We start from the raw sequence: 24,263 nt of genomic DNA on the forward strand, positions 1-24,263 counted from the left end.
CCTTATTGCGGGCTTACTGTCAGTCTGATGCTGCGAAGCTGCTCAACCACGGCAGGGTCTTCCGGCATCGGGAACTGGCTCACCTTGACCACCGCGGCTTTGGCTGCCCGGCAGACAGCACTGTCGCCGCCATCTTCCGACGCATCTAGCACCAAACCATTACTCGACAGGCGCATGCGGATCACACACTCCTTGCCGATAAAGCTCTGCTCCACCAACAAATTCTGCTGGATCATCTGGGTGTAAATCGCCCCGTAGCGATCGCGCACGTCAGATATACTTTGGGCGCGGGCATCACCACGCTGCTCTGATTCAGCTTCCAGGCCGGCAAACATATCATTCAACGCTGCTTCCTGCTGGCGCTGTAGCTCACGGGCTTCCGCGGCCTTGCGTTCGGCTTCCTTACGGGCAGCCTCCGCTTTGCGCGCTTCTTCCTCGGCTTTCTTCTTGGCTGCAACCTGTGCCTGACGCTCAGCTTCGGCTTTGGCGGCAGCCGCTTCTGCCTGGCGCTTTGCTTCTTCAGCTTTACGCTGCTCGGCGACTTGACGCTGGCGCTCTGCCTCAGCTTTTTTGGCTGCTTCCTGTTTCGCTTTACGCTCAGCTTCTGCTTTGGCGGCTTGCTCGCGGGCAACACGGGCGGCTTCGTCCGCTTTACGCTTTTCTTCCGCGGCTTTGGCTCGCTCAGCCGCTACGCGCTTGCGCTCTTGCTCGGCTTCGCGGGCTTCTTTCTCAGCTTTAAGCTTATCCGCCTTGAGCTGACGCAGTCGCTGCTCTTCTTCCTGGCGCATTTTTTCCAAGGCATCAGCCTGCTGCTCCAAGCGCTTGAGCCTGTCCTGCTCGGCAGCTTTTGCCGCTTCGCGTTGCTGGCGGATACGCTGTGCCTGCTGGTTCACCAAAGCCGGATCGACCACCACCGCCTGAACGATGCTGCCCGAGGGCTTAGGTTTTGTCATGATGAAATCCGTTCCCCACAACAACATAGCGACCAGTGAACCATGCATAATTAACGAAATAATGAAGGCAGCACTATATTCTCTTTTTTTCATCCTGCCCGCCTGCTTATTGTTCGAGAGGTTCGGTCATCAGACCTACCGAACCAACACCGGCCTGGTTTAGGGCATCCAGCGTCTCGATAATGTAGGCGTATGGCGCACGCGCATCCCCACCGACGAGTACCGTCGACTCGGGGTTCAACTGCAGCTCTGCACGCACACGGGTAAGAAGTTCATTGAGGCCTAGACCACGTTGCATCTCCTGATCATCCACACTGATGCCCAGATGCCCGTCGCGGTCCACTTCCACAATGATCGGTGGCTTTTCGTTATTCTCACCGACCAGCTCAGCCGCCGTTTTGGCCGTAGTGGTGCTCGGTAAGTCAACATCAACTCCCTGGGTAATGAATGGCGCCGTCACCATGAAGATAATCAGCAGTACAAACATCACATCGATATAGGGCACAATGTTGATCTCACACGTCACCCTGCGTTTTTTCGGTTGATAAGACATCGCTTCTACTCCTGGTGAGCAGCAAATGCCTGGCGGTGCAAGATGCTAGAAAACTCATCCATGAAAGTGGCATAAGAGTGCTCAAGCTTGGCCACCTGGTTGGTCAACTTGTTGAAGAAGATAACCGCCGGGATCGCCGCGAACAGGCCAATGGCTGTTGCAATCAATGATTCGGCAATACCCGGGGCAACCATCGCCAGTGTCGCCTGCTTCACCGCACCAAGGGCGATAAAGGCATGCATAACCCCCCATACCGTACCGAACAAGCCGATGTACGGGCTGATCGAGCCAACTGTAGCCAGAAACGGCAGATTGGTTTCGAGCTCTTCCACTTCACGAGACATGGCCACACGCATCGCGCGCCCAGTGCCTTCCATCACCGCTTCAGGCGCCTTGCCGTTATTGCGATGCAGGCGGGCAAACTCCTTGAAACCCGCATGGAAAATTTGCTCGGTGCCGGTCAGGCTATCCTTGCGCGCTTCCACTTCTTGGTAAAGCTGCGACAGATCCACGCCAGACCAGAAACGGTCTTCAAAACGCTCCACGTTAGATTTAGCCCGTGACAAGACTTGGGAGCGCTTGATGATCATGGTCCAGGATGCAACAGACATACACATCAAAATGATCACAACAACCTTACCCAACAGGCTCGCCTGTAGGAAAAGGTCTAAAATCGAAAGTTCAGTCACTTAGTTATCTCCGATAAAATATGTTCTGGGATCTTGATAGGTTTCAACGTATCGGGGTGGACACAGGCTACCTGAATCGATGCGCTACACAAGGTTTGCCCGTTAGTGTTAACTAAAACCTGACAAAATTCGATTGATGCCCGGCGTATAGTATTAGGCCAGGTCCGTACAACAAGTTGATCATCCAACTTGGCGCCCTTGAGATAATCAACCTCCATATGGCGCACAACAAAACTGACTTTTTCGGCGAACAAGTCGTTAAGACTGACACCGACAGAACGGAAGAGTTCCGTCCTCGCCCGCTCAAAAAACTTAATATAGTTAGCATGATAAACCAGGCCACCGACATCAGTGTCTTCGTAGTAGACCCTGATCGGCCAGTCAAAAGGATGCTCTTCGGTCATTACCATTCCAACCTTGGTGTTCTCTCACTTATACCCAAGCTACTTCAAGTTGAAGGTTCAGCGAGAATTTATAAGCTTATAGACAAGGCATTGTTTAGATGATCTAGTGGCTCTAAATCGATAAACAATAACGCAGGATAGAAGCTTATAAAACTCGCCCTTCGGGAGGGTGTCAGCCCATTCACTCCTTCGTTGAAGCTTTTTGAAAGGGAATGCCATTCCTGCAAACCTTCGCCTTGTATTGAATGGGCTTACATCCCTCTGAATCCTTCACCTTGAGGTAACTTGGGTATATCAATGTATTTAGGCTTTTACTCAAGGGCTTACTATACCTAACTTGGCTACCGGATTGGAATCATGCATTCGCAGTAAACACACAGAGTTTTCCTTTTTGATGATCTTGTCACTGCCTGCCATCCGCTGCCGACACACTCTAAGGTTGCATTTTATCCAGTTACAAAAAAACAGCCCATTACTCAATTGCAATGGGCTGTTTCAATTGTATGTTTTTGTATCAGCGCGAACAGATTGACATCAAATCATTATGTTAGGCGCAAAAACAAAATATAAGCCAAGATAGGCAACGAGGCGTATGGCGTGAAAAACACCTGCCAGTACCAACGGCGTGGGACGAAGCCCACCCCGAAGACCATGGCGGCACACGTTGCCCAAATCAGGGCCGGCGAGATAATCGGTCCGAATCCGCCAATCGCCTGGGCGAAGAGTGTGGGCTCCCACACCACCAGCCCTGCCGATGCCATCGACATCAGCAGAGACGCTAAGCGCAGCAGACCGAAGTCTAGCCACTGGTGGGCACGCTTCACCCAGTGATCGAGGTTACTCACCGATATCCTCTTTATCCATATTTTCTGTCGCTTCAAGCCACAGCGCGTTGATGATACCGAATGAGCAGGCCAGAAGCACACCCAGGATCCAAGCGAAATACCACATAGTCTGTCTCCTTAGTACAGTGAGTTCTTGTTCTCTTCGATATATTTGGTATCAAGGCGGCCAAACATCTTGTAGTAACACCAAGACGTGTACGCCAGGATAATCGGTACCATCACTGCCGCAACACCGGTCATGATGTTCAGCGTCAGCTCAGAAGACGTCGCATCCCACATGGTCAAGCTGTGGTTTGGCACCAGGCTTGAAGGCATGATGAACGGGAACAAGGCAAAACCCGCCGTCAAAATCACGCCCGCCATAGTCAGGCTAGAAGTGATGAATGCCAGTGCGCCGCGGTTGGCACGAGAGCTCAGTACGGTCAGTACAGGCATCACTACCGCTAGCGCCGGTGCAATCCACAGTAGTGGGTATGCGTCAAAGTTAGCAAACAGCGCACCGCTCTGGCGCATGACTTCTTTGGTCAGCGGGTTAGAAGGCGCATTGGTCATGATTTCAGAGGTCACGATGTAACCTTCGATGCTCTGAGCCCAGATACCTGCAATGGCAAAACAAACTGCCGTACCCACTGAGGTAAGCATGGCAACGCGGCGAGCGCGCTCGCGGATAGCGTCGGTGGTTTTCATCTGCAGGTATGCCGCACCCTGGGTGGTGATCATCAAAATGCTCACGATACCGCACAGTAGGGCAAACGGGTTAAGCAGGCCGAAGAACGACCCCTTGTAAGTCGGGATCAGGAACTCGTTCAGCTCGAACGGTACACCCTGCATCAAGTTACCGAACGCCACACCGAAGATCACCGGCGGTACGAAGCTACCGACGAAGATGGCTTTATCCCACGTTTCACGCCATTTTGGATCTTCAATCTTTGAACGGTAGTCGAAACCGATCGGACGAAGCCATAGTGCTGCTAGCGTAATGATCATCGCAAAGTAAAAGCCAGAAAACGCTGTTGCGTAGACCAATGGCCATGCTGCGAAGAGTGCACCACCCGCGGTGATCAACCAAACCTGGTTACCGTCCCAGTGCGGGGCGATTGAGTTAATCATTACCCGGCGTTCGTTGTCTGTCTTGCCGATAATGCGCGACAGTACACCCACACCCATATCAAAACCATCAGTGACTGCGAAGCCGATGCATAGCACACCGATTAGCACCCACCAGATAAATCGCAATACTTCATATTCAAACATTGCTTAACTCTCCCTGATTATGCTTCAACCTGACGCGATACCACGTTCTGTGGTGCATCGGTTTTTTCAAAGTGGTAGCGGCCCGTTTTCAGGCTGCTAGGACCTAGACGAGCAAACTTGATCATCAGGTACAATTCAGCAATCAGGAACACTGTGTACAGTGCAATAATTGCCAGCAAAGAAGTAATGATGTCTGAAGCAGCAAGGTTAGATGCCGCCATCGATACCGGCAAGATCTCACCCACCGCCCATGGCTGGCGACCGTATTCGGCAACGAACCAACCGGCTTCTACTGCAATCCAAGGAAGTGGTAGGCCGTATAGCGCCGCTTTCAGCACCCACTTGTTCTCGGTGATCTTATGACGGCAAGACTGGATGAATGCCGCACCGATAATACCCAGCATCAGGAAGCCACATGCCACCATGATACGGAAGCTCCAGAACAGCGGCCATACTGTTGGGATAGAGTCATCCGCAGCACGGGCGATATCTTCTTCTGTTGCGTCCACAACGTTTTCAGCATAAGGCTTAAGCAGGAAACCGTAACCAAGGTCGTGCTTCACTTCGTCGAATGCTGCAATGTTTTCTGGAGTCTTGTCACCGGCACGCAGTTTCTCAAGCAAGCCGTAAGCCACCATACCGTTACGGATACGCTCTTCGTGCTCGTCTTTTAGATCACGCAGGCCGGTCACTTCGGTGTCGAAAGAACGCGTAGCGATGATACCCATGACATAAGGGATCTTGATCGCGTAATCCGTTTCCATCGTTTCCTGGTTAGGGATACCGAACAGAGTAAAGGCCGCAGGCGCTTCTTCGGTGTGCCATTCAGCTTCGATGGCCGCTAGCTTAGTCTTCTGAACGTCACCTAGCTCGTAACCTGATTCGTCACCCAACACGATGACAGATAGGATTGACGCCATACCGAACGCTGCTGCAATGGCGAATGAACGACGGGCAAAGGCAATATCGCGGCCTTTAAGGATGTAGTAAGAACTGATAGCCAGTACGAACATCGCACCTGTTACGTAACCAGATGCTACGGTGTGAACGAATTTCACCTGCGCAACCGGGTTTAGTACCACTTCTGCAAAGCTCACCATTTCCATACGCATGGTTTCGAAGTTGAACTCTGCCCCGACAGGGTTCTGCATCCAACCATTTGCCACCAGAATCCATAGCGCCGAGAAGTTAGAGCCAAGAGCAACCAACCAAGTAACAGCAAGGTGCTGGCGCTTGGATAGACGATCCCAACCAAAGAAGAACAGGCCGACTAGGGTAGATTCAAGGAAGAAAGCGATAAGGGCTTCGATAGCCAGCGGCGCACCGAAAATATCACCTACGTAGTGGGAGTAGTATGCCCAGTTAGTACCGAACTGGAACTCCATGGTAAGACCCGTGGATACACCCAGGGCGAAGTTAATGGCAAAAAGCTTACCCCAGAACTTGGTCATGTCCTTGTAGATTTGCTTTCCGGTCATTACGTAAACCGACTCCATGATGGCTAGTAGGAAAGCCATACCGAGAGTCAATGGGACGAACAAAAAGTGATACATCGCTGTTAATGCGAACTGTAACCGCGATAGTTCGACGATATCAGTGAACATTGAGAACTCCTTCTTTCGCCAGGCTGACTGACGACAGTACAACACAGTGCACTTATGGTTGGGCTTAGCAAAATGTAGCCAAACGACGCCGCAATTTTTTTCACCTTCCTGGCTGTCACCATCTTATAAATCAATGACATCCTTGATATGTTGCAACGCTGTACCAAATTAGTTAATTTGTTGTTAAGCTACAGCTAATAAAGTCATTGCTAATATTACTGGCATTCTCTCTCATGCTCAATGGATTTATCGCACAATTTGCTTTGATAAATATCAATAAACCTTGCTCATTTATTGACCACCCGCACCTTGGTTGACCCAGATCAAACTTTCCAGCCCTATACAGCCCACTCCAACCAAGACATCAAAACTACACTTTTTCAAATCGTGATTGAACGTATTAATGCCATTTCACTTTCTGTTTTATCACTTCATATATGGCTTATTTACCCTTAGAAAAAAGAGTATTGAATATGATTGAACTACATATTCAGCTAACACTAACCTTTAGCCGCTACTGACAAACAAGTCGCTACGGCCAGTAGCCGATAGAAATAAAGATTAGAAAAAATAATGCTAAAGCGAAAATTAACTCGCTTTTGGATAAATTTAAAATGCCTATAATCAGCCCCAGAAACAGATAAGGCCGCCCAGAGAGTAAAAGTCTTCTTTTTGGCGGGTTGTAGGCTGTTTCCCCAACCATTGAGATTTAGATTGAGGAAGTAGATATGGCTCGTATTTTTGAAAAAATCATTGCGCTTTACCAACCAAGCTTTGCGGAAATGTACAAAAGCAACTGCTAAAAACCGCTCACAAAGCAAGCAGGCGCTCTACCGGCTGTGAAATGGACCGGATTTTCTTTCTGTGATTTCGATTCGAGATGTCACGGAGATGTAACGAAAGACACAGCCATAAAACAAAAATCGTTGTGCTAGGCGATAAAAACAAAAACGAGGCCATAAGGCCTCGTTTTTTGTTTTCAAGCATTATGGTCAGTGCTTATTTACTCTCAGGCACATCAAACCCAAAATGCAGGTAAGCGCGGTGGGTGGCAATACGACCACGCGGGGTACGCTGCAGGAAACCCTGCTGGATAAGGTATGGCTCAAGCACATCTTCGATAGTGTCGCGCTCTTCACCAATTGCCGCGGCAAGGTTATCGAGGCCAACTGGCCCGCCCATGAACTTGTCGATGATTGCCATCAGCAATTTGCGGTCCATATAGTCAAAACCACTGCTGTCGACATCCAGCATATCCAAGGCTTTGGCTGCCACATCTGGGCAGATATGACCATTGCCTTTTACTTCGGCAAAGTCACGTACTCGGCGTAGCAGGCGGTTGGCAATACGCGGTGTACCACGGGCGCGCATCGCCACTTCCAAAGCCCCCGCTTCTTCCATTGAGAGGTCAAGACAGTTTGCACTGCGCTGGACAATCCCCTTAAGATCTTCCACCTTGTAGTATTCAAGGCGTTGGGTAATACCAAAACGGTCACGCAGCGGTGAGGTCAACGAACCTGCCCGGGTCGTCGCACCAATCAGGGTAAAAGGCGGCAGGTCAATCTTGATAGAGCGTGCTGCCGGGCCTTCTCCGATCATGATATCCAGCTGGTAGTCCTCCATCGCCGGATACAGCACCTCCTCGACCTGTGGGCTAAGACGGTGGATCTCATCGATGAACAGTACATCATTTTCTTCCAGGTTGGTCAGCAGCGCCGCCAAATCACCGGCTTTTTCCAATACCGGTCCCGACGTGGTGCGGATGCTCACGCCCATCTCGTTGGCAACGATGTTAGCCAGGGTGGTCTTCCCCAATCCCGGCGGACCGAAAATCAGCAAGTGATCCAAGGCTTCATCTCGCAGCTTGGCCGCTTTAATGAAGATCTCCATCTGATCCCGGACATGGTCCTGGCCCTTGTAGTCTTCGAGCAGCTTAGGGCGGATTGCGCGATCGATAATGTCCTCTTCGCGCGTTGTCGGGTAATCACTGGCGACCAGTCTGTCTGCTTCTATCATCGAGCCTTACCTACATTCAACATCAATAAAAACAGCCTTAAACCATCGAGCGCAGCGCGTCGCGGATAATGGCTTCGCTGGTCATCTCCGGCTGGGCCACCTGGGCCACCACCTTCGAGGCTTGCTGCGGCTTGTAGCCAAGGGCGACCAGGGCGCTGACCGCTTCGTCTTCGGCACGGGCCTGCGAGGCCGTATCCTGTACTGGCGCATTCGATGCCGCAGTATCAAGTGCCGGGGTAAACAGATCGCCCTCACCCCACCCCTTGAGGCGGTCTTTCATTTCGACCACCAAGCGCTCGGCCGTCTTCTTGCCGACGCCCGGAATTTTCACCAGTGTCGTCACATCTTCGTTTTCAACGCTGAGAACAAACTGGCTGGCTGTCATCGCCGATAGGATAGCGAGGCCAAGCTTAGGACCCACACCATTGGCCTTGATCACCTCGCGGAACAGGTCGCGCTCGCTTTTTTTGTTGAAGCCATACAGCAACTGCGCATCTTCACGCACTACGAAATGGGTCGAGATAATGGCTTCCTGACCAACTTCCGGCAATTCATAAAAGCAGCTCATCGGCATCTGGACCTCATAGCCCATGCCGTTCACCTCAAGCAATACCTCAGGTGGTTGTTTTTCAATGATGATTCCACGTAGTCGGCCAATCACAGCAAGATCTCTTTTCTCAATCCACAAAATTGGCTCTAGGATAGTAAAGAGCTGGATGTATATCCAGCTCTTTTTTCATTCCTGCTGACTGCCCGCCCCCAAGGCTATGCACGTTGCTGGCGCATGCCCACTACCTGGTTAAGACTCTCGGCCAGGGTATTTAGCCGCTCGACCTGTTCAGCCAACAATGCCCCCTGTGAGGCCACGGCATCGGATACCTGGTTGGTTTCCACCACGCTGCTGGCCACGGCCTGGCTGGCACAGGTCAGCTCCCTGAGCGCTTCCACCTGCAGGCTGATGGTGTCAGCCAGCTGGGTGACATCGCCCGACACGCTGCTGACCTGCTCAATGATCCCGCTAAGCTCCGCCGTGCTGCTCTCAATAACCGCCTGCCCCTGCGATACCTCGCGCCGGCTGCGCTCTAGCAAAGCACGGATGTCCACCGCCGAGCTATTACTCTTGGCAGACAGCTCGCGCACCTGATCGGCAACAACGGCAAATCCCCGCCCCTGCTCGCCAGCCCGAGCCGCTTCTATCGCCGCATTGAGCGCCAGCAAATTCGTTTGCTCGGCCACGGACGTGATCACATCGGCCACCGACATGATTTCATCATTACTGCTAAGGATACGGGCGATCGCTTCCTTCGAAGCCTGGAGAGACTCAGAGCTAGTCTCAGCCTGGCGGTAGATAATATCGCTGCGCTGTTTAAGCTCAGTCACAAACTGATCGGACGCTTCCATACCCTGAGTGAGGTGCTTGACCTGCTCGCTCATTTGCTCAGCGGCGCTGGCTTGCGACTCGCAATTTACGTTCAGTGTCCCCACCTGGTGGTGAAGCTCGGATGACTGCTGTTCAATCACGTTCGATACCTGGGTCAGTGATTCGGCATTACCACTGGCTTTATCCAGCACTTCAGCCAGCTGGCTGGCCCCTTGCTTGGCCTGCTCGGCAATCGCCTCGCTCGATTTGTGCGCGGTTTCTGCCTGCGCGATAGCCTGATGCCGCTGGCGCGATGCCCAAGCCTGGGCAATCACAATGACCACCAGAGGCAATAGGAAGCCGGACCAGGTTTCAATCATCTGGGAAGTTGAGCTCAATTCGACATTCGGGAATACCCGGCCCGACAAGTGACTATTGACCATCCAGCCGGAGACCACAACCACCAGCAGTGACCATGCGGTTGCCATCAGCAGCCTTGCCGACAAATAAAAGGCGACAATCAGCAAGGGCGACCAGAACGCCTGGGTCGATTCCACGATACCGCCCGTTTGGTAAATAATATTAACCGCATGGATCACCATCCCGAGAAAGCCAACATTCAGGGCAATGACCGGTTGCCGGCTGAAACGGAAGATCACGCCGGCGAGGCATTCGAAGGATACCAGCAACACCGAGGTCATCACCAAGGCGCTGTGGCCATGCTCGTACCACTTGAACAGGCTATAAATCCCGACGAAAAAAGAGGTTAAGGTAAAAAACAAGAAGGTATCGACATAGCGCGCATCATCGCCCTGCCAACTTGCAGTTGTCGGCATAAACAGTGCCCGCCAGAGTGCCAAAGGCGTCATGGAATCCGTTCCTTATTCTGTCTCGGTTATTATTGTCAGATATCGTTGGGGCTGATCTGCAGAGATCACCATCACAGGGTCATATGACCTCCGACCAATATAGCCATCAAACATTGTCGTAACAAAACAAAAAAGCAGCCAAAGGCTGCTTTTTTGATCAAACACTCATTACGCATATATCTTTGTAACGATATAATACTTTGTATTAAAGGCAGTTATCGATATCGGCCCCGCCGTGCCCCGCGGGCTTGCCCCGCCATCGCCACCAGTGTTTTATGGGTATGGGCATGGCAAATCGCCACCGCCAAGGCATCGGCCGCATCGGCCTGCGGTTTGCCCGGAAGCTTTAGCACCGAGCATACCATATGCTGCACCTGCGCTTTATCAGCCCCGCCGGTTCCCACCACAGCCTGCTTAATTAGACGCGCGGCGTATTCATTGACCGGCAAATCGGCATTCACCGCCGCCACAATGGCACTGCCTCGGGCTTGGCCCAGTTTCAGCGCCGAGCTGGCGTTCTTGCCCATGAACACTTCCTCGATAGCAAAGACATCGGGCTGAAACTGCGTGATCACCTCGCTCACGCCGGCATAGATTTGCTTGAGACGGCCTGGGATATCCTCGACAGACGTACGAATACAGCCACTGCCGAGGTATTCAAGATGCCGCCCGACTTGGCGGATCACGCCATAGCCGGTGATCCTCGAACCGGGGTCGATCCCTAAAATAATAGACATACTCTTTAAGCGTTACAGCTGCGCCGCAACCTCATCCGAGATATCGCCATTGTGATACACTTCTTGGACATCATCCAGATCTTCCAGCGCATCGATCAGGCGAAGCAGCTTAGGCGCAGTATCGGCGTCCAAGTCCGCCTTGGTCGATGGCACCAAAGTCACCTCGGCGTTCTGGGCTTCAAAACCAGCTCCATCCAGAGCATCTTTTACCGGACCAAAATCAGCTGGCGTGGTGTAGACGTCGATAGAACCGTCATCGTTGGTTTCGACATCATCAGCACCGCCTTCCAGTGCCGCTTCCATCACAGCATCTTCATCCAGGCCCGCTGCGTATGAGATAACCCCTTTCTTATCGAACAGGTAGTTGACGCTACCGTCGGTCCCCAGGTTACCGCCAGCCTTCGAGAACGCGTGACGCACACCCGATACGGTACGGTTGCGGTTGTCGGTCATACACTCAACCATGACCGCCGTACCACCCGGACCGTAACCTTCATAGATCACGGTTTCCATATTGTCATCGCCTTCACCGCCTGCACCGCGGCTGATCGCGCGGTTGACCGTATCACGCGTCATGTTGTTCGACAGTGCCTTGTCTACCGCTGCGCGCAATCGCGGATTATTATCAGCCTCAGGGCCACCTTCTTTGGCCGCAACCACGATCTCGCGGATCAGCTTGGTGAAAATTTTACCGCGCTTGGCATCCTGTGCCGCCTTACGGTGTTTAATGTTGGCCCATTTACTATGACCTGCCATATCACACTCCCATTTATTGCTCGCCAACTGGCGAAGTTCCACAAATGACCAACCTAGTTTTTATTGATTAAGTACCGGGACCGGCTTGGAAATTAAGGCTGGCTTTAAATCTCTGAGCACCATAGCACTATTTCTATCCTATGGCTTTTGTACCCCTAAAACAAAGACTGGCCTTTCGGCCAGTCTTAATCAAGGTTGTTGCTTACTCTTGCTCGGCGCTTTCTTTCGCCAAGTTGACCGCAATCGCCAGCTCTTCTAGCGCGGCTGGGTTAGCCAGGCTCGGTGCGTCTGTCAGTAGACACGCTGCCGCCGTTGTTTTCGGGAAGGCAATCACGTCACGGATGTTTTCCGTACCGCAAAGTAGCATCACCAAGCGGTCAAGGCCGAACGCCAGACCCGCGTGCGGTGGCGTACCGAACTTCAGAGCATCTAGTAGGAAACCGAACTTCAGCTTCTGCTCATCGGCATCGATACCTAGGATATCGAATACCGCAGACTGCATCTCAGCGTTGTGGATACGCACAGAACCACCGCCCACTTCGTAGCCGTTGATAACCATGTCGTAGGCGTTGGAGTTTGTTGCCGCTGGGTTCGCCTTCAACTCTGCTGGGCTCACGCCCAGTGGAGAGGTGAATGGGTGGTGCATCGCGTGCAGGTTACCTTCGTCGTCTTCCTCGAACATTGGGAAGTCGACAACCCATAGCGGTGCCCAAGCCTTAGTATCAGTCAACTCAAGATCCGTACCCAGCTTCAAACGAAGTGCGCCCATTGCTTCTTCAACAACACGCTTCTTGTCTGCGCCGAACAGGATGATATCACCAGACTCAGCCTGAGTACGGTCAAGCAGCTTGGCAACGACTTCTTCGTTCAGGAACTTTGCCACTGGAGACTGAACACCCTCGAAGCCCGCTTCGCGGTCGTTCACCTTCATCCATGCCAAGCCTTTCGCACCGTAGATACCAACAAACTTGGTGTACTCGTCGATTTGCTTACGCGTTAGCTGTGCGCCACCCGGCACGCGGATCACTGCCACACGGCCTTTCTCGTCGTTGGCTGGGCCTGAGAACACTTTGAAATCAACATCTTTCAGGATGTCAGCCACGTCAACTAGCTCAAGCGGGTTACGTAGGTCTGGCTTATCAGAGCCGTAACGGCGCATTGCTTCTTCGAATGGCATGATTGGGAACGTGCCAAGATCGACGTTTAGAAGCTCTTGCCACATTTCAGTGATCATGCGCTCAGTCACGCCACGTACCTGCTCGGCAGACATGAATGAGGTTTCGATATCGATCTGGGTGAATTCTGGCTGACGGTCAGCACGTAGGTCTTCGTCACGGAAACACTTCACGATCTGGTAGTAGCGATCGAAGCCAGACATCATCAGCAGCTGCTTGAACAACTGTGGAGACTGAGGCAGAGCATAGAAGCTACCTTTGTGAACACGGCTCGGTACCAAGTAGTCACGAGCACCTTCTGGTGTCGCTTTAGTCAGTACTGGTGTTTCGATATCCAGGAAGTCGTTGCTGTCTAGGAAGCGGCGAACAAAGCTCGATGCTTTCGCACGCAGCTTGATGCGGTCGCTCATTTCTGGACGACGAAGGTCTAGGTAACGGTACTTAAGGCGCTGCTCTTCAGTGTTCTTCTGGTTGAAGTCTAGCGGTAGAACGTCAGAGCGGTTGATGATCTCAAGGCCTGTCGCCAGGATTTCCACTTCACCGGTCGCCATGTCTTTGTTGACTTGGCTCTCAGGACGTACGCGTACTTCACCAGTTAGGCGAATACAGAATTCGTTGCGCAGTTGGTTAGCGATCTCGAATACATCTTTCATATCCGGATCAACAACAACCTGAACAATACCTTCACGATCTCGCATATCAATGAAGATAAGACCGCCTAAATCACGGCGACGGTTAACCCAGCCGCATAACTCTACTGTTTGCCCTGCTAGGGACTTGTTCAGGTGACCACAATATTGGGTGCGCATATGAAATTCCCGATCTGTTTACTAACTTTCCTGTGCGTATGGCTGTGCCCAAAGCAGTCGGCCACACACAAACTGAATCCTTCTCGGCCATTTTGGTTAAACATCACGCAACTAGCGCGCTCAGTCTGTCCGAGAGACAAAAATAACGAGGCATTATATACCCAAGCGCCTTCAACATACATGATCCACGAGAATTAATTGGCAATCCGCCTAAACAGCGAACCATTGAGCTGGTAGCCAACTTCTGGCCAAGCACTTTGTATTTTGAACATGCTGGGGAAATAAAGCGAAATACCACTTTAGGAAAAAGTACCCAATGAGATCAAGGAAAAATCCTTTTTCAGAGGCTTAAAAGATTGACCTAGCACTCAAACCCTAAGCACAATAACCAGTAAACCCTGTTTGGAAGCCTCGCCATGCCTTCAACTTACGCAAACCTCCCCATTCGCCTCGGCCTTGCCATGTGGTCCCACAACCACTGGCAGCAAAGTGTGTACGGCAGTGGTTGCAAACCGGGCGACAGGTTGGCGAGGTATGCCGAAGTGTTCCACACGGTCGAAGGCAATACCACCTTCTATGCCACCCCAGGGAGCCCGACCGTCAAGAAATGGCACGAGGCAACCGGCGATCATTTCCGCTTTACCTTCAAGCTGCCCCAGGCCATTACCCACCAAAACCAGTTAGTGCATTGCGATCAGCTACTGGCCGACTTCTTTACCACGATGGCCCCGCTCGAAGGCAAAATCGGGTTATGGAAAGTCCAGCTTCCAGCCCAGTTCGGTCCGGCCGCGCTGCCTGCTCTGGAAAAGTTTCTGCAAAGGCTGCCTGCCAGCTACCCCGTCGGTGTCGAGGTGCGCCATCCGGCTTTCTTTGCCAAGGGGGAAGAAGAAAAGCAGCTCAACCGATTGCTGATCGAGCACGGCGCCAACCGCATTATCATGGACAGCCGCCCGGTGTTTGCCGCTCCCCCGACGACGGAGGCGGTGATCGACGCCCACCAAAAGAAGCCCAAGGTCCCGGCCCATGCTATCGCAACGGCCGCCCGCCCGATGATCCGTTTCATCGGCCATCCCATTGATGCCAGCAACGACGCCTTCTTTGCCAACTGGCTGGTCCGCCTGCCGCAGTGGCTGCGCGACGGAAAAGAGCCATATTTGTTCATCCACACCCCGGACAACAACCACGCCCCAGAGCTGGCAACAAGGCTCTACCGTCTGCTGCAGCAAAAAGCCGTCGACGCAAAGCTACCGGATGTCGAGCTGCCGAAGGCCGAGCCGGACCCGCAGATAGCCTTGTTGTAGGCGATGGGCGCCTCACAACTCTCGATGTGGGCTTAGACACAGTGGTAATTTGACTCATCGGAGGCATAAGAAATAGGATAGCCATACACATGACAATCATGTTCAGCTACATGCCGTCAACGAAACAAATACCCTCTGGTTAATATGAGTTACCCAAATGTCTAATGTCGTTCAGTTCTCTATGTTCAGTGATAGTAAGAAAAACACCACTACCCCGGCAAACAAATCACTAAGCCCTAAAGCGTTACGGGAACAGGCGGCATTAAAACAAGACTACCGCTGTTATTTCTGCGGCAACCGTAAGGAGCCTAAAGAGCTCAACTGGCTTGATAAGGCTGGATTTAAGGTAAAGGCTCATGTTGTCTGTGGTACTTGCAGCTCTGCTGCTAAGTCACGTTCAATGGATGAACTACGAATAATCCTTGCTCTGAAGGCTATGGATTACAGAACGATTAAGCTCCCGCAGTATCTTGAGTTAAGAGAAAAAGGTATTCAGATAGACGGGGTACGTGAATACAGGTTCTACTTTGAAACTGTTGAGTGATTAGACACTAATAACCCAAGCCTCACCGAACCGCTTTCAACAAAAAAGCCCCCCGCAGGCTTAAACTACGGGGGGCGGTATCTTGCAGTGACAGCCTATGGCTATTACTGCAAAATCTGGCCCTTGTACTCGCCGTTAAGCGTCTCTAGGTACGCCGTGATCTTGCCGAGCTCGGCTTGCGACAACCGGACGCCCACCTGGTAGTACGCCATCTTGTCGACCGCTTCAGCCAAGGTTGCCACGCTACCATCATGGAAATACGGTGCAGTCAGGGCAACGTTACGCAGGGTCGGCACCTTGAAGCGGTGCATGTCGCGCTCTTCACCGGTGGCATTGAAGCGGCCGTAATCCACTTCGGTGACATTACCGCGATCGGCAAAGTAGTCTTTCTTGAGCCCCATGATTTCAAAACTCTGCCCGCCCATGGCCTCACCGACGTGGCAGGTACTGCATTTGTATTGCTTGAACAGCGCGTAGCCTTCCTGCTCGTCCGCCGTCAGGGCATCATGGTTGCCTCGCAGGAACTGGTCAAAGCGGCTGTTCGGCGTTACCAGGGTTTTCTCAAACTCGGCAATCGCATCGGTAATGCTGTGCTCCGTGATCCCCTCGGCATAAATCGCAGCAAAGGCGGCATTCATTTCTTCGTCAATTGCCAGCTTGTCGATGATCTGGTCCCAAGACTCAGATGCCATCTCCAGGGGGTTGAGCGGAGGGCCACCGGCCTGCGCCTGCAAATCATGGGCACGACCATCCCAGAACTGGTGAGTATTGAAAACCGAGTTAAACACCGTCGGCGCATTGATTGGGCCAGTGGCGCCGTCGACACCCACCGAGCTCACCAGGCGGTCAACACCACCGGTTTCCAGAGCGTGGCAGCTGGCACAGGATACGGTATTGTCGCCTGAAAGGCGGGTATCATGATAAAGCTTGTCACCCAGCTCGACTTTCGCCATATCGACATCGAACGTGGTACGGATTGGCTGCACCGCTTCGTATTTGAATTCTTTGGTGATCTTGGCCTGGCCCTGGTGGTGACGCAGACGCTCCTGCTTCACCCAGTCTTGGAGTGTCGCGGTTTCTTCTGGTGACAATTTCGAGCGCCAGTGCATGGTCAGGTACAGAGCCGGCGGCATCGAGTTGTCTGCCATCACCGACTCCAGCTTTGCCAGGTCAACTTCGGAGACAAGTTCGCCGGTTCGAACCTGCTCCATCATCGCTTCGATGTTGAAATGGCGCATTGCGCGGGTTACGTCAGCGTCCATCAGTTGCTTGGCGACAGGCAGCTGACCGTAAAAAGGCATTTCGCTATCACTGGTATGGCAGTATGAACAACCGTTTTTGTTCAGTACATCGAACGCTGCCGTTGAAAGCGGATTGATATCCTGTTTGGCCATTTCATGGTAGCGGTCAATCGCCAGTTGCTGGTCAAACTTATCGACCACATAGACTGTGGCCAAATAGCCGGCCAGCCCCAAGCCTACTGCATAATATAATTTACGCATTTTCTACTCCCCAAAAAAATTGTCGGGGAAGATAAAAGTATCGCCAATCCATTGCCAATTGAAAAAAACGTAATCCCCCATTCATTTATCCGATAAAACATTCACTTAACATAAATAGGCCAGGCAATACGCAGCTGGGTGCACTTACTGACAGCAAGCACTAGCCAGCAAACACTTTGTTAACAAATATTTCGTTACAACTTGGTTTAATAATGACAGCAGCAAACATGCGGAAAGGTCGGCAGCAAAAGCAAAATCAATAAAGACAAATGGCCCGTTTTTCACTACAATACGCGACCTTTCAGCGGTGATGGATCACCTCAGTATGAAGATAGGCGCCCTCTGCGTGACAAAGTTCATACTTATCATTTGGAATTTCTGTTTTTTTGTATAGATGAGGTTCGTGAAGATGGCCGGTCACGACAATATTTTTGCGGCACCGATAGATAAAATCGGTGATTTCACATTTGACGAACGCGTAGCCGAAGTTTTCCCGGATATGATTCAACGCTCGGTGCCGGGCTACAGCAATATCATTTCAGCCATCGGTATGTTGGCTGAACGCTTCGCCAAGCCGCATTCGAAAGTTTACGATCTGGGCTGCTCACTGGGAGCGGCAACCTTGTCAATGCGCCGCCATATCCAGCAAGAAGGTTGCGAAATCATCGCGGTCGATAACTCCAGCGCCATGGTTGAACGCTGCCGCTTGCATATCAATGCCTATCGCTCCGATACCCCAGTCCAAGTGCTGGAAGCAGATATCCGTGATATCGAGATCAGCGATGCCTCCGTTGTAGTACTCAATTTTACCCTGCAGTTTTTGGCACCGGATGACCGCCAGGCGCTGCTGGAGAAAATCTACGCCGGCCTGCGCCCGGGGGGGATTTTGATCCTGTCTGAAAAATACATCTTTGACGATGAGCGTGCCCATGAGCTGCTTATCGACCTGCACCATGACTTCAAGCGTGCCAATGGCTACAGCGAGCTGGAAATCAGCCAAAAGCGCAGTGCCATTGAAAACGTCATGCTGCCTGACAGCATTGACACCCACAAGCAGCGCTTCAAAAAAATTGGCTTCTCAAGCTCAGAAGTCTGGTTCCAATGTTTCAACTTCGGCTCGATGTTTGCCATCAAATAAGGTTTCTATTGTCTATGTTTACTTTTGCTGAGTTTTACCAGCTGCTGGCCCAGCATGAAACACTGCGCCCTTGGCTAAACACCCTGCCAAAACAACTGAGTGATTGGGAAGAAAAAGCCCACGGCGACATGGCGCGCTGGATGCGTGCCCTGAAAAAATTCCCAACTGACAAGCCGGACATCATTGACCTGAAACATGCGGTCAGCGTTCGCAATGAGGGTGGCATTGCTGAAGGCGAGCAAAAGCGTCTAGAAAGCCTGCTGCGCCTGCTCCATCCGTGGCGCAAAGGCCCTTACGATATGCATGGTATCCATATCGATACCGAGTGGCGTTCAGACTGGAAATGGGACCGAGTTCTGCCGCATATCTCCCCACTAAAAGGCCGCACCGTATTGGATGTTGGCTGTGGTAACGGTTACCACATGTGGCGTATGCTGGGCGAAGAAGCCAAACTGACCGTGGGTATCGACCCGTCCAATCTGTTCCTGATCCAGTTCGAGGCTATCAAGCGCCTGATGGGCATGGACGAGCGCGCCTACCTGCTGCCGCTAGGCATCGAACAGTTGCCAGAGCTGAAGGCTTTCGATACCGTTTTCTCCATGGGGGTACTGTACCACCGCCGCTCACCGCTTGATCACATCATCCAACTGAAGAACCAGCTACGCAAAGACGGCGAGCTTATCCTAGAAACGCTGGTTATTGACGGGGACGAGAACGATGTGCTGGTCCCGACCCACCGCTACGCCCAGATGCACAACGTTTACTTCTTCCCATCAGCCAAGGCGCTGAAGGTGTGGATGGAAAAATGCGGTTTGGTCGATGTCAAAATCGTCGACGAATGCGTCACCACCGCCGACGAGCAGCGCTCGACAGACTGGATGACCAATAATTCCCTACCGGAATATTTGGACCCTTCTGACCCGACAAAAACGGTTGAAGGATACCCAGCCCCTAAACGAGCAGTGCTGATTGCTCGAAATCCTGACTAACTACTGACAAGGGGGTGCTGTTCGCATCCCTTTTTGTAGGTTAAAATATTGCCGCCTAAGAAAAAATAGAAGTACCTCCGGGAGACATAATGCTTCGCCGCTTTGTACCATTACTGACCTTTGCTGTCCTTTCAGGCTGTAGCCTCACCCAGCCACAACAAGATCATGAACAAACCATGCAGGCTATTAACGTCATGGAAGATCGTGTCAATTTTCAGCTTGCAACCATGATCAAACAAATAGATGACCAAAACGCCTATATTGCTAACCTGGAGACGAAAATCTCTACCTTGTCTGATGACATGAGTCAGCACTACAGCGATTCCGCCCTGCTTGCCTTCAGCGAAGAGGAAGAAGAGGCGGCCCCTGTCCCCGAAATCCGAGACAACGATCCGCGTATTGCCCACGGCAAAGTGATCCTTGGCGAAGAAGAATGGGTATGGCTGGATGCAACCCAGAGCTTTTATAAGGCCCGAGTCGATACGGGGGCGACAACCTCGTCTGTCAGCGCCACCAATATTCAGATATTCGAGCGTGACGGCAAAGAGTGGGCCCGTTTCAATATGAACCATACTTCGGACGAGGCCCCAAGTGAGGCCGACATGGTCGAAGCCCCTGTGGTTCGCTGGGTCAAGATCCGCCAGGCCAGTGCAAGTGACCTTAACCGCCGCCCGGTCATTGAAGCATGGGTAAAACTCGGCCAGCTTCATGAAAAAGCACAATTTACGTTGGCAGATCGCACTCAGATGACCTATCCAGTATTATTAGGACGTGAGTTTTTCAAAGACATAGCACTTGTTGATGTAGGTAAAAAGTTTGTTCAGGGAATGAATGAGCAGCAAGTACAACAAAACTAATAACAAATTTTGAGGATGTCATGACATCAAGAATCCCGTTTTATTTTCTTATTACCCTGCTAGTCATCGCAGGGGCGGCATTGAGCATGTACCGCCACGATGTCTATGGGGTGCCATGGACTCCGGGTGAAGAACGCGCGCTATGGGAACTCGAGGCTCGCATTGAATTTGATGCCATTGGTGATCCGGTCAAAGTCTCCATGGCCGCGCCGGAAACCCAGCAGGGGTTTACCCAAATTGATGAAAGCACCTCATCGCCGGGCTATGGTGTCGCTCTGATTGATACCAACAAAGGCCGCCGGGCCGAATGGTCTATCCGCGAAGCGACCGGTAAACAAATCCTTTATTACAAAACCCAAATGCTGGTCGACGATCAAGCCAGCTACAGCATGCTGCCACCCAAGGGCAACACGGTCGCTGTCAGCCTTGATAACCCGCAGCAGACAGCTGCTACGGCCCTGCTCGACCAAGCTCGCAGCTTATCCTCCGATAACGTTACCCTGACTCGTGAGCTGATTAAACAATTCAATGACCGCAACAACCAGAATGCGGCCTTGTTGCTCAACAGCCTAAGCCGCGAGCAGGCAATCATTAACCTGCTTTCTCTGGAAAAAGTCCATGCCCGCATTGTCGGCGGCCTGCAGCTAGAAGATGGCCGACGCCGCCAGAGCATCACCCCGATGGCCGAAGTATGGGACGGCAAGACTTGGCAGCTGTTTGACCTGCAAACCGGCCAAGAAGGCAAACCGGACAACATCCTGCTTTGGAACCAGCAGGGGCACTCGTTACTGGACGTTATTGGTGGCCGCAACTCCAACATCAGCTTCTCGATCATTGCCCAGGACATCACTCCGCAGCAGGCAACACGTGAGAAAGTCCAGGCCGAAGATCTGCTGAACTTCTCAATCCACAGCTTGCCGGTTGAAGAGCAAGCCATGTTTAAGACCATTATGCTGGTCCCTATCGGCGCATTGATTGTGGTCTTCCTGCGTATCATCATCGGCCTTAAGACTTCGGGTACCTTCATGCCGGTCCTCATCGCGGTAGCCTTTGTCCAGACCCAGCTTGTCACCGGTATCCTTGGCTTCCTGTTGATTGTCGGTACCGGTTTGGTGATCCGTAGCTACCTGTCCAAGCTCAACCTGCTTCTGGTGGCGAGGATTTCCGCGGTGATCATCACGGTAATTATGATTATCTCCATCTTTACCGTCGTGGCCTTCAAGATTGGTTTGGTCGAAGGCCTGACCATTACCTTCTTCCCGATGATCATCCTATCGTGGACCATCGAGCGTATGTCAATCCTGTGGGAAGAGGAAGGCGCGAAAGAAGTGTTGATCCAGGGCGGGGGCTCACTACTGACCGCAGTCTTCGTTTACCTAGCAATGACTAACCCGTTGATCCGCCACCTGACGTTCAACTTTATCGGTATTCAGCTGATCATCCTGGCGTTGATCCTGATGTTGGGTAACTACACAGGCTACCGTTTGAGTGAGCTGCGCCGCTTCAAGCCGCTCGCGGAGGACTAAACTATGTCACTGTTCTCACAGTTTACGTCCCCCTTCAAACTGCGTGAGCGCGGGATCATGGGGATGAACCAGCGCAACCACAGCTACATTGGCCGCTACAACGACCGTAGCCTGTATCCACTGGTGGACGACAAGCTCAAAACCAAGCTGATTGCCAAACAGGCTGGGGCCACGGTTCCGGAACTGATTGGCGTCATCGACAGCCAGGTGTTCGTCAAGCGCGTTCACGACATGGTCAAAGACTGGCCGGGTTTTGTGATCAAGCCAGCCCAGGGCTCTGGCGGTAAAGGTATTCTGGTGGTGGTCAAGCACAAGGATGGGGTTTATGTAAAACCGTCCGGTGCCGAGATGAACAAGCAGGATGTCGAGCGACACATCACTAACACCCTGGCGGGGCTGTTCTCGCTCGGTGGCAAGAACGATGTGGCAATGATCGAGAACCTGATCCAGTTCGATAATGTGTTCGACGGCTTCAGTTACGAAGGCGTGCCCGATGTCAGGGTTATCGTCTTCAAGGGCTATCCTGTAATGGCAATGATGCGCTGCTCGACCTCGGCCTCTGACGGCAAGGCTAACTTGCACCAGGGTGCGGTAGGGGTCGGCATCGATATTGCCACCGGTAAGGCTATCCGCGCCGTGCAGTTCGACCAACCGGTTGAACGCCATCCTGACACCGACCGTAAACTGAGTGAATTGGCCGTTCCCAACTGGCACAAGCTGCTGACATTGGCTTCAAGTGCGTGGGAGATGACCGGATTGGGCTATATGGGCACCGATATGGTCCTTGATAAGATCCAGGGGCCGATGGTACTGGAGCTCAATGCACGCCCGGGTTTGGCGATCCAGACCGCTAACGGTGCCGGCCTGCTACCTCGGCTACGGCACATCGAAAACTTGGGAGTTCCGGCCAAGCCACCAACACCAGAAGAACGTGTTGCCTATGCTGCTGAACAGTTTGGTGTCAAATCAAAGTTCTAGCAAAGCAAGTGATAACTCTCACATTAAGCCCCAGACTTGTGCTGGGGCTTTTTTATTCTGGCGTCATATGGCAATAATAGACTTCATTTTCCCCGGATAGTATCTTCCCTGCAGCGCAAAGGACTTATCAATGCACCCCATTTCCCAGCAACATGATCCCCTTTTCGATCAGTATATCGACCGCACCGGCAGCAACAGTATCAAATGGCAAAAGTACCAGGGCCAGGATGTACTGCCAATGTGGGTTGCTGATAGTGACTTCAAGGTTCCCCAAGCGATCACCGACGCCCTGCATAACCATGTTGACCATGGTATCTTCGGCTATGGCAGTGCACCCACGGCGCTGACAGAACTAATTATCGAGCGGATGCAGCGGCTGTACCGATGGCATGTTGAGCCTGAGTGGATAGTCTATCTGCCGGGATTGGTATGCGGCATCAACCTGGCGGTCCGCTCTGTTTGCAATGATAAGCAAGGGGTGGCTTGTCCAAGCCCGATATATCCGCCATTCAAGTCATCAGCCAAACTGGCTAAGCGTCCACTGAGCAAACTACCGGTAGAGATCGAGGATAAACGCTGGTTAATGTCCCTTGATGACAGTGCCTTACTACCTGATACGCGATTATTGCTGTTTTGCAACCCACTCAACCCCGGTGGCACAGTGTACCGCAGAGACGAGCTACAGGCTGTTGCTGACTTTGCCAACCAGCAGGACTTAATCGTCTGCTCTGATGAAATTCACTGTGATTTGATACTCGAGCCTGGCTGCCAGCATATTCCCTTTGCCAGCCTCAGCGAAGAGGCTTCACAGCGCTCTATCACCCTGCTTGCTCCCAGCAAAACTTTCAACATCGCCGGCCTCGGTGCCTCGATGGCCATTATTCCCAACTCGGCCTTGCGCAGAGATTTTATCCGCACAAAAGCCGGCATTGTGCCTGACGTCAATGTGCTGGCCTACACCGCAGCCCAGGCAGCCTATGAGCAAGGGCAACCTTGGCTCGACAGGCAGCTAGCCTACCTGCGACGAAATAAAGAAACCGTTGAGCACGCTATCAATGCCATGCCCTTCCTGAGCCTCCCCCCTATCGAGGGGACTTATCTGGCATGGATTGATGCGACGAAGCTGCCAGTGGCTTCTCCCTTTAAGTTCTTCGAGCAGGCTGGCGTGGGGCTATCACCCGGGGCAGATTTCGGCAATCCCGACTTTGTTAGGCTCAACTTTGCTTGCCGCCATCAAACACTGCTCGAGGCACTCGGCAGAATGGAAAAAGCCGTAATGGCATTGGAGAATGAACAAATGGCGAAAGAGTAACCACTTACTTGCCGTTTCACTTTTTTTATTAAAGAAATCATAGGCTGTACCGATACAAACTTCACAACACTGGTTCGGTTATCGGTACAGCA

At 52.1% G+C, this 24,263-nt stretch carries 23 protein-coding genes; 8 read left to right on the forward strand and 15 right to left on the reverse strand.

Annotation, left to right across the window (positions count from 1 at the left end; genetic code table 11):
* Nucleotides 1–2: 2 nt before the first annotated feature.
* The 14 genes from tolA to aspS form a co-directional block, all read right to left on the reverse strand.
* Complete coding sequence (gene tolA / locus C9J03_RS14290) at nt 3–1,046, reverse strand: cell envelope integrity protein TolA (RefSeq protein WP_044622854.1); 1,044 nt, start codon at nt 1,044–1,046, stop codon at nt 3–5.
* Between the two features lie 13 nt (nt 1,047–1,059).
* Nucleotides 1,060–1,506, reverse strand: a complete 447-nt coding sequence (tolR, locus tag C9J03_RS14295; RefSeq protein ID WP_039459142.1) for a protein TolR — start codon at nt 1,504–1,506, stop codon at nt 1,060–1,062.
* 5 nt (nt 1,507–1,511) lie between these two features.
* Nucleotides 1,512–2,195 carry a protein TolQ gene (gene tolQ, locus C9J03_RS14300; protein WP_039459139.1) on the reverse strand — a complete coding sequence of 228 codons (684 nt, stop codon included), beginning with the start codon at nt 2,193–2,195 and terminating at the stop codon, nt 1,512–1,514.
* Nucleotides 2,192–2,599, reverse strand: coding sequence for a tol-pal system-associated acyl-CoA thioesterase (gene ybgC, locus C9J03_RS14305; protein WP_044622853.1), 408 nt, complete (start codon nt 2,597–2,599; stop codon nt 2,192–2,194). Before ybgC ends, tolQ begins: the two co-directional genes overlap by 4 nt.
* A gap of 542 nt (nt 2,600–3,141) precedes the next feature.
* Nucleotides 3,142–3,444 carry a cyd operon protein YbgE gene (gene ybgE, locus C9J03_RS14310; protein WP_039459131.1) on the reverse strand — a complete coding sequence of 101 codons (303 nt, stop codon included), beginning with the start codon at nt 3,442–3,444 and terminating at the stop codon, nt 3,142–3,144.
* The gene (gene cydX, locus C9J03_RS14315) at nt 3,437–3,550 is read right to left on the reverse strand and encodes a cytochrome bd-I oxidase subunit CydX (protein WP_044622852.1); all 114 of its coding nucleotides are present in this window, start codon (nt 3,548–3,550) and stop codon (nt 3,437–3,439) included. Before cydX ends, ybgE begins: the two co-directional genes overlap by 8 nt.
* An 11-nt stretch (nt 3,551–3,561) precedes the next feature.
* Nucleotides 3,562–4,698, reverse strand: coding sequence for a cytochrome d ubiquinol oxidase subunit II (gene cydB, locus C9J03_RS14320; protein ID WP_044622851.1), 1,137 nt, complete (start codon nt 4,696–4,698; stop codon nt 3,562–3,564).
* 17 nt (nt 4,699–4,715) lie between these two features.
* A complete protein-coding gene (gene cydA, locus C9J03_RS14325) occupies nt 4,716–6,302 on the reverse strand; it encodes a cytochrome ubiquinol oxidase subunit I (protein WP_044622850.1) in 1,587 nt (528 codons plus the stop codon).
* Between the two features lie 999 nt (nt 6,303–7,301).
* Nucleotides 7,302–8,318 (reverse strand): Holliday junction branch migration DNA helicase RuvB, encoded by a 1,017-nt coding sequence (gene ruvB / locus C9J03_RS14330; protein WP_039458815.1) that lies wholly within the window; start codon nt 8,316–8,318, stop codon nt 7,302–7,304.
* Nucleotides 8,319–8,355: 37 nt separating this feature from the next.
* Nucleotides 8,356–8,979: a Holliday junction branch migration protein RuvA gene (gene ruvA / locus C9J03_RS14335; protein WP_039458819.1), complete on the reverse strand. Its 624-nt coding sequence runs from the start codon at nt 8,977–8,979 to the stop codon at nt 8,356–8,358.
* 104 nt (nt 8,980–9,083) lie between these two features.
* Complete coding sequence (locus C9J03_RS14340) at nt 9,084–10,547, reverse strand: methyl-accepting chemotaxis protein (protein WP_044622849.1); 1,464 nt, start codon at nt 10,545–10,547, stop codon at nt 9,084–9,086.
* Nucleotides 10,548–10,762: 215 nt separating this feature from the next.
* Entirely contained in the window at nt 10,763–11,284 is a 522-nt protein-coding gene (gene ruvC / locus C9J03_RS14345; protein WP_044622848.1) for a crossover junction endodeoxyribonuclease RuvC, read from the reverse strand.
* A 12-nt stretch (nt 11,285–11,296) separates the two neighbouring features.
* Entirely contained in the window at nt 11,297–12,040 is a 744-nt protein-coding gene (locus C9J03_RS14350; protein ID WP_039458826.1) for a YebC/PmpR family DNA-binding transcriptional regulator, read from the reverse strand.
* A gap of 202 nt (nt 12,041–12,242) precedes the next feature.
* Nucleotides 12,243–14,024, reverse strand: a complete 1,782-nt coding sequence (gene aspS / locus C9J03_RS14355) for an aspartate--tRNA ligase (RefSeq protein ID WP_044622847.1) — start codon at nt 14,022–14,024, stop codon at nt 12,243–12,245.
* Nucleotides 14,025–14,440: 416 nt separating this feature from the next.
* Here aspS and C9J03_RS14360 point away from each other — a divergent pair, with 416 nt between their 5' ends.
* Both C9J03_RS14360 and C9J03_RS14365 read left to right on the forward strand, forming a co-directional pair.
* Complete coding sequence (locus tag C9J03_RS14360; protein ID WP_044622846.1) at nt 14,441–15,325, forward strand: DUF72 domain-containing protein; 885 nt, start codon at nt 14,441–14,443, stop codon at nt 15,323–15,325.
* Nucleotides 15,326–15,482: 157 nt separating this feature from the next.
* Entirely contained in the window at nt 15,483–15,869 is a 387-nt protein-coding gene (locus C9J03_RS14365) for a hypothetical protein (protein WP_044622845.1), read from the forward strand.
* A 104-nt stretch (nt 15,870–15,973) separates the two neighbouring features.
* Here the strand turns inward: C9J03_RS14365 and C9J03_RS14370 are convergent, their stop codons facing one another.
* Nucleotides 15,974–17,371 carry a cytochrome c peroxidase gene (locus C9J03_RS14370; protein ID WP_044622844.1) on the reverse strand — a complete coding sequence of 466 codons (1,398 nt, stop codon included), beginning with the start codon at nt 17,369–17,371 and terminating at the stop codon, nt 15,974–15,976.
* Between the two features lie 409 nt (nt 17,372–17,780).
* On the opposite strand from C9J03_RS14370, the gene cmoA reads away from it, so the two are divergent.
* From cmoA to C9J03_RS14400, 6 genes are all read left to right on the forward strand, one after another.
* The gene (gene cmoA, locus C9J03_RS14375; protein ID WP_044622843.1) at nt 17,781–18,509 is read left to right on the forward strand and encodes a carboxy-S-adenosyl-L-methionine synthase CmoA; all 729 of its coding nucleotides are present in this window, start codon (nt 17,781–17,783) and stop codon (nt 18,507–18,509) included.
* A 14-nt stretch (nt 18,510–18,523) separates the two neighbouring features.
* Nucleotides 18,524–19,498 (forward strand): tRNA 5-methoxyuridine(34)/uridine 5-oxyacetic acid(34) synthase CmoB, encoded by a 975-nt coding sequence (gene cmoB, locus C9J03_RS14380; protein WP_044622842.1) that lies wholly within the window; start codon nt 18,524–18,526, stop codon nt 19,496–19,498.
* Nucleotides 19,499–19,587: 89 nt separating this feature from the next.
* The gene (locus C9J03_RS14385) at nt 19,588–20,355 is read left to right on the forward strand and encodes an ATP-dependent zinc protease family protein (protein WP_044622841.1); all 768 of its coding nucleotides are present in this window, start codon (nt 19,588–19,590) and stop codon (nt 20,353–20,355) included.
* A 20-nt stretch (nt 20,356–20,375) separates the two neighbouring features.
* The gene (locus C9J03_RS14390) at nt 20,376–21,881 is read left to right on the forward strand and encodes an inactive transglutaminase family protein (protein ID WP_044622840.1); all 1,506 of its coding nucleotides are present in this window, start codon (nt 20,376–20,378) and stop codon (nt 21,879–21,881) included.
* 9 nt (nt 21,882–21,890) lie between these two features.
* Nucleotides 21,891–22,859, forward strand: coding sequence for an alpha-L-glutamate ligase-like protein (locus C9J03_RS14395; RefSeq protein ID WP_197078628.1), 969 nt, complete (start codon nt 21,891–21,893; stop codon nt 22,857–22,859).
* Between the two features lie 130 nt (nt 22,860–22,989).
* On the forward strand, nt 22,990–24,171 hold the full coding sequence (locus tag C9J03_RS14400; RefSeq protein WP_044622838.1) for a MalY/PatB family protein: 1,182 nt from the start codon (nt 22,990–22,992) through the stop codon (nt 24,169–24,171).
* Nucleotides 24,172–24,263: the final 92 nt, after the last annotated feature.

The sequence above is a fragment of the Photobacterium gaetbulicola genome (assembly GCF_003025515.1).
GTDB classification, from domain to species: domain Bacteria; phylum Pseudomonadota; class Gammaproteobacteria; order Enterobacterales; family Vibrionaceae; genus Photobacterium; species Photobacterium gaetbulicola.

Coding starts and splice junctions, on each gene's coding strand:
- C9J03_RS14370 (WP_044622844.1), bottom strand. CDS start 17,371: ATGCGTAAATTATATTATGCAGTAGGCTTGGGGCTGGCCGGCTATTTG.
- tolR (WP_039459142.1), bottom strand. CDS start 1,506: ATGTCTTATCAACCGAAAAAACGCAGGGTGACGTGTGAGATCAACATT.
- cydA (WP_044622850.1), bottom strand. CDS start 6,302: ATGTTCACTGATATCGTCGAACTATCGCGGTTACAGTTCGCATTAACA.
- ruvC (WP_044622848.1), bottom strand. CDS start 11,284: ATGTCTATTATTTTAGGGATCGACCCCGGTTCGAGGATCACCGGCTAT.
- aspS (WP_044622847.1), bottom strand. CDS start 14,024: ATGCGCACCCAATATTGTGGTCACCTGAACAAGTCCCTAGCAGGGCAA.
- C9J03_RS14360 (WP_044622846.1), top strand. CDS start 14,441: ATGCCTTCAACTTACGCAAACCTCCCCATTCGCCTCGGCCTTGCCATG.
- cmoA (WP_044622843.1), top strand. CDS start 17,781: ATGGCCGGTCACGACAATATTTTTGCGGCACCGATAGATAAAATCGGT.
- C9J03_RS14340 (WP_044622849.1), bottom strand. CDS start 10,547: ATGACGCCTTTGGCACTCTGGCGGGCACTGTTTATGCCGACAACTGCA.
- C9J03_RS14390 (WP_044622840.1), top strand. CDS start 20,376: ATGACATCAAGAATCCCGTTTTATTTTCTTATTACCCTGCTAGTCATC.
- ruvB (WP_039458815.1), bottom strand. CDS start 8,318: ATGATAGAAGCAGACAGACTGGTCGCCAGTGATTACCCGACAACGCGC.
- C9J03_RS14350 (WP_039458826.1), bottom strand. CDS start 12,040: ATGGCAGGTCATAGTAAATGGGCCAACATTAAACACCGTAAGGCGGCA.
- cydX (WP_044622852.1), bottom strand. CDS start 3,550: ATGTGGTATTTCGCTTGGATCCTGGGTGTGCTTCTGGCCTGCTCATTC.
- cydB (WP_044622851.1), bottom strand. CDS start 4,698: ATGTTTGAATATGAAGTATTGCGATTTATCTGGTGGGTGCTAATCGGT.
- C9J03_RS14385 (WP_044622841.1), top strand. CDS start 19,588: ATGCTTCGCCGCTTTGTACCATTACTGACCTTTGCTGTCCTTTCAGGC.
- ybgC (WP_044622853.1), bottom strand. CDS start 2,599: ATGACCGAAGAGCATCCTTTTGACTGGCCGATCAGGGTCTACTACGAA.
- cmoB (WP_044622842.1), top strand. CDS start 18,524: ATGTTTACTTTTGCTGAGTTTTACCAGCTGCTGGCCCAGCATGAAACA.
- C9J03_RS14400 (WP_044622838.1), top strand. CDS start 22,990: ATGCACCCCATTTCCCAGCAACATGATCCCCTTTTCGATCAGTATATC.
- tolA (WP_044622854.1), bottom strand. CDS start 1,046: ATGAAAAAAAGAGAATATAGTGCTGCCTTCATTATTTCGTTAATTATG.
- C9J03_RS14365 (WP_044622845.1), top strand. CDS start 15,483: ATGTCTAATGTCGTTCAGTTCTCTATGTTCAGTGATAGTAAGAAAAAC.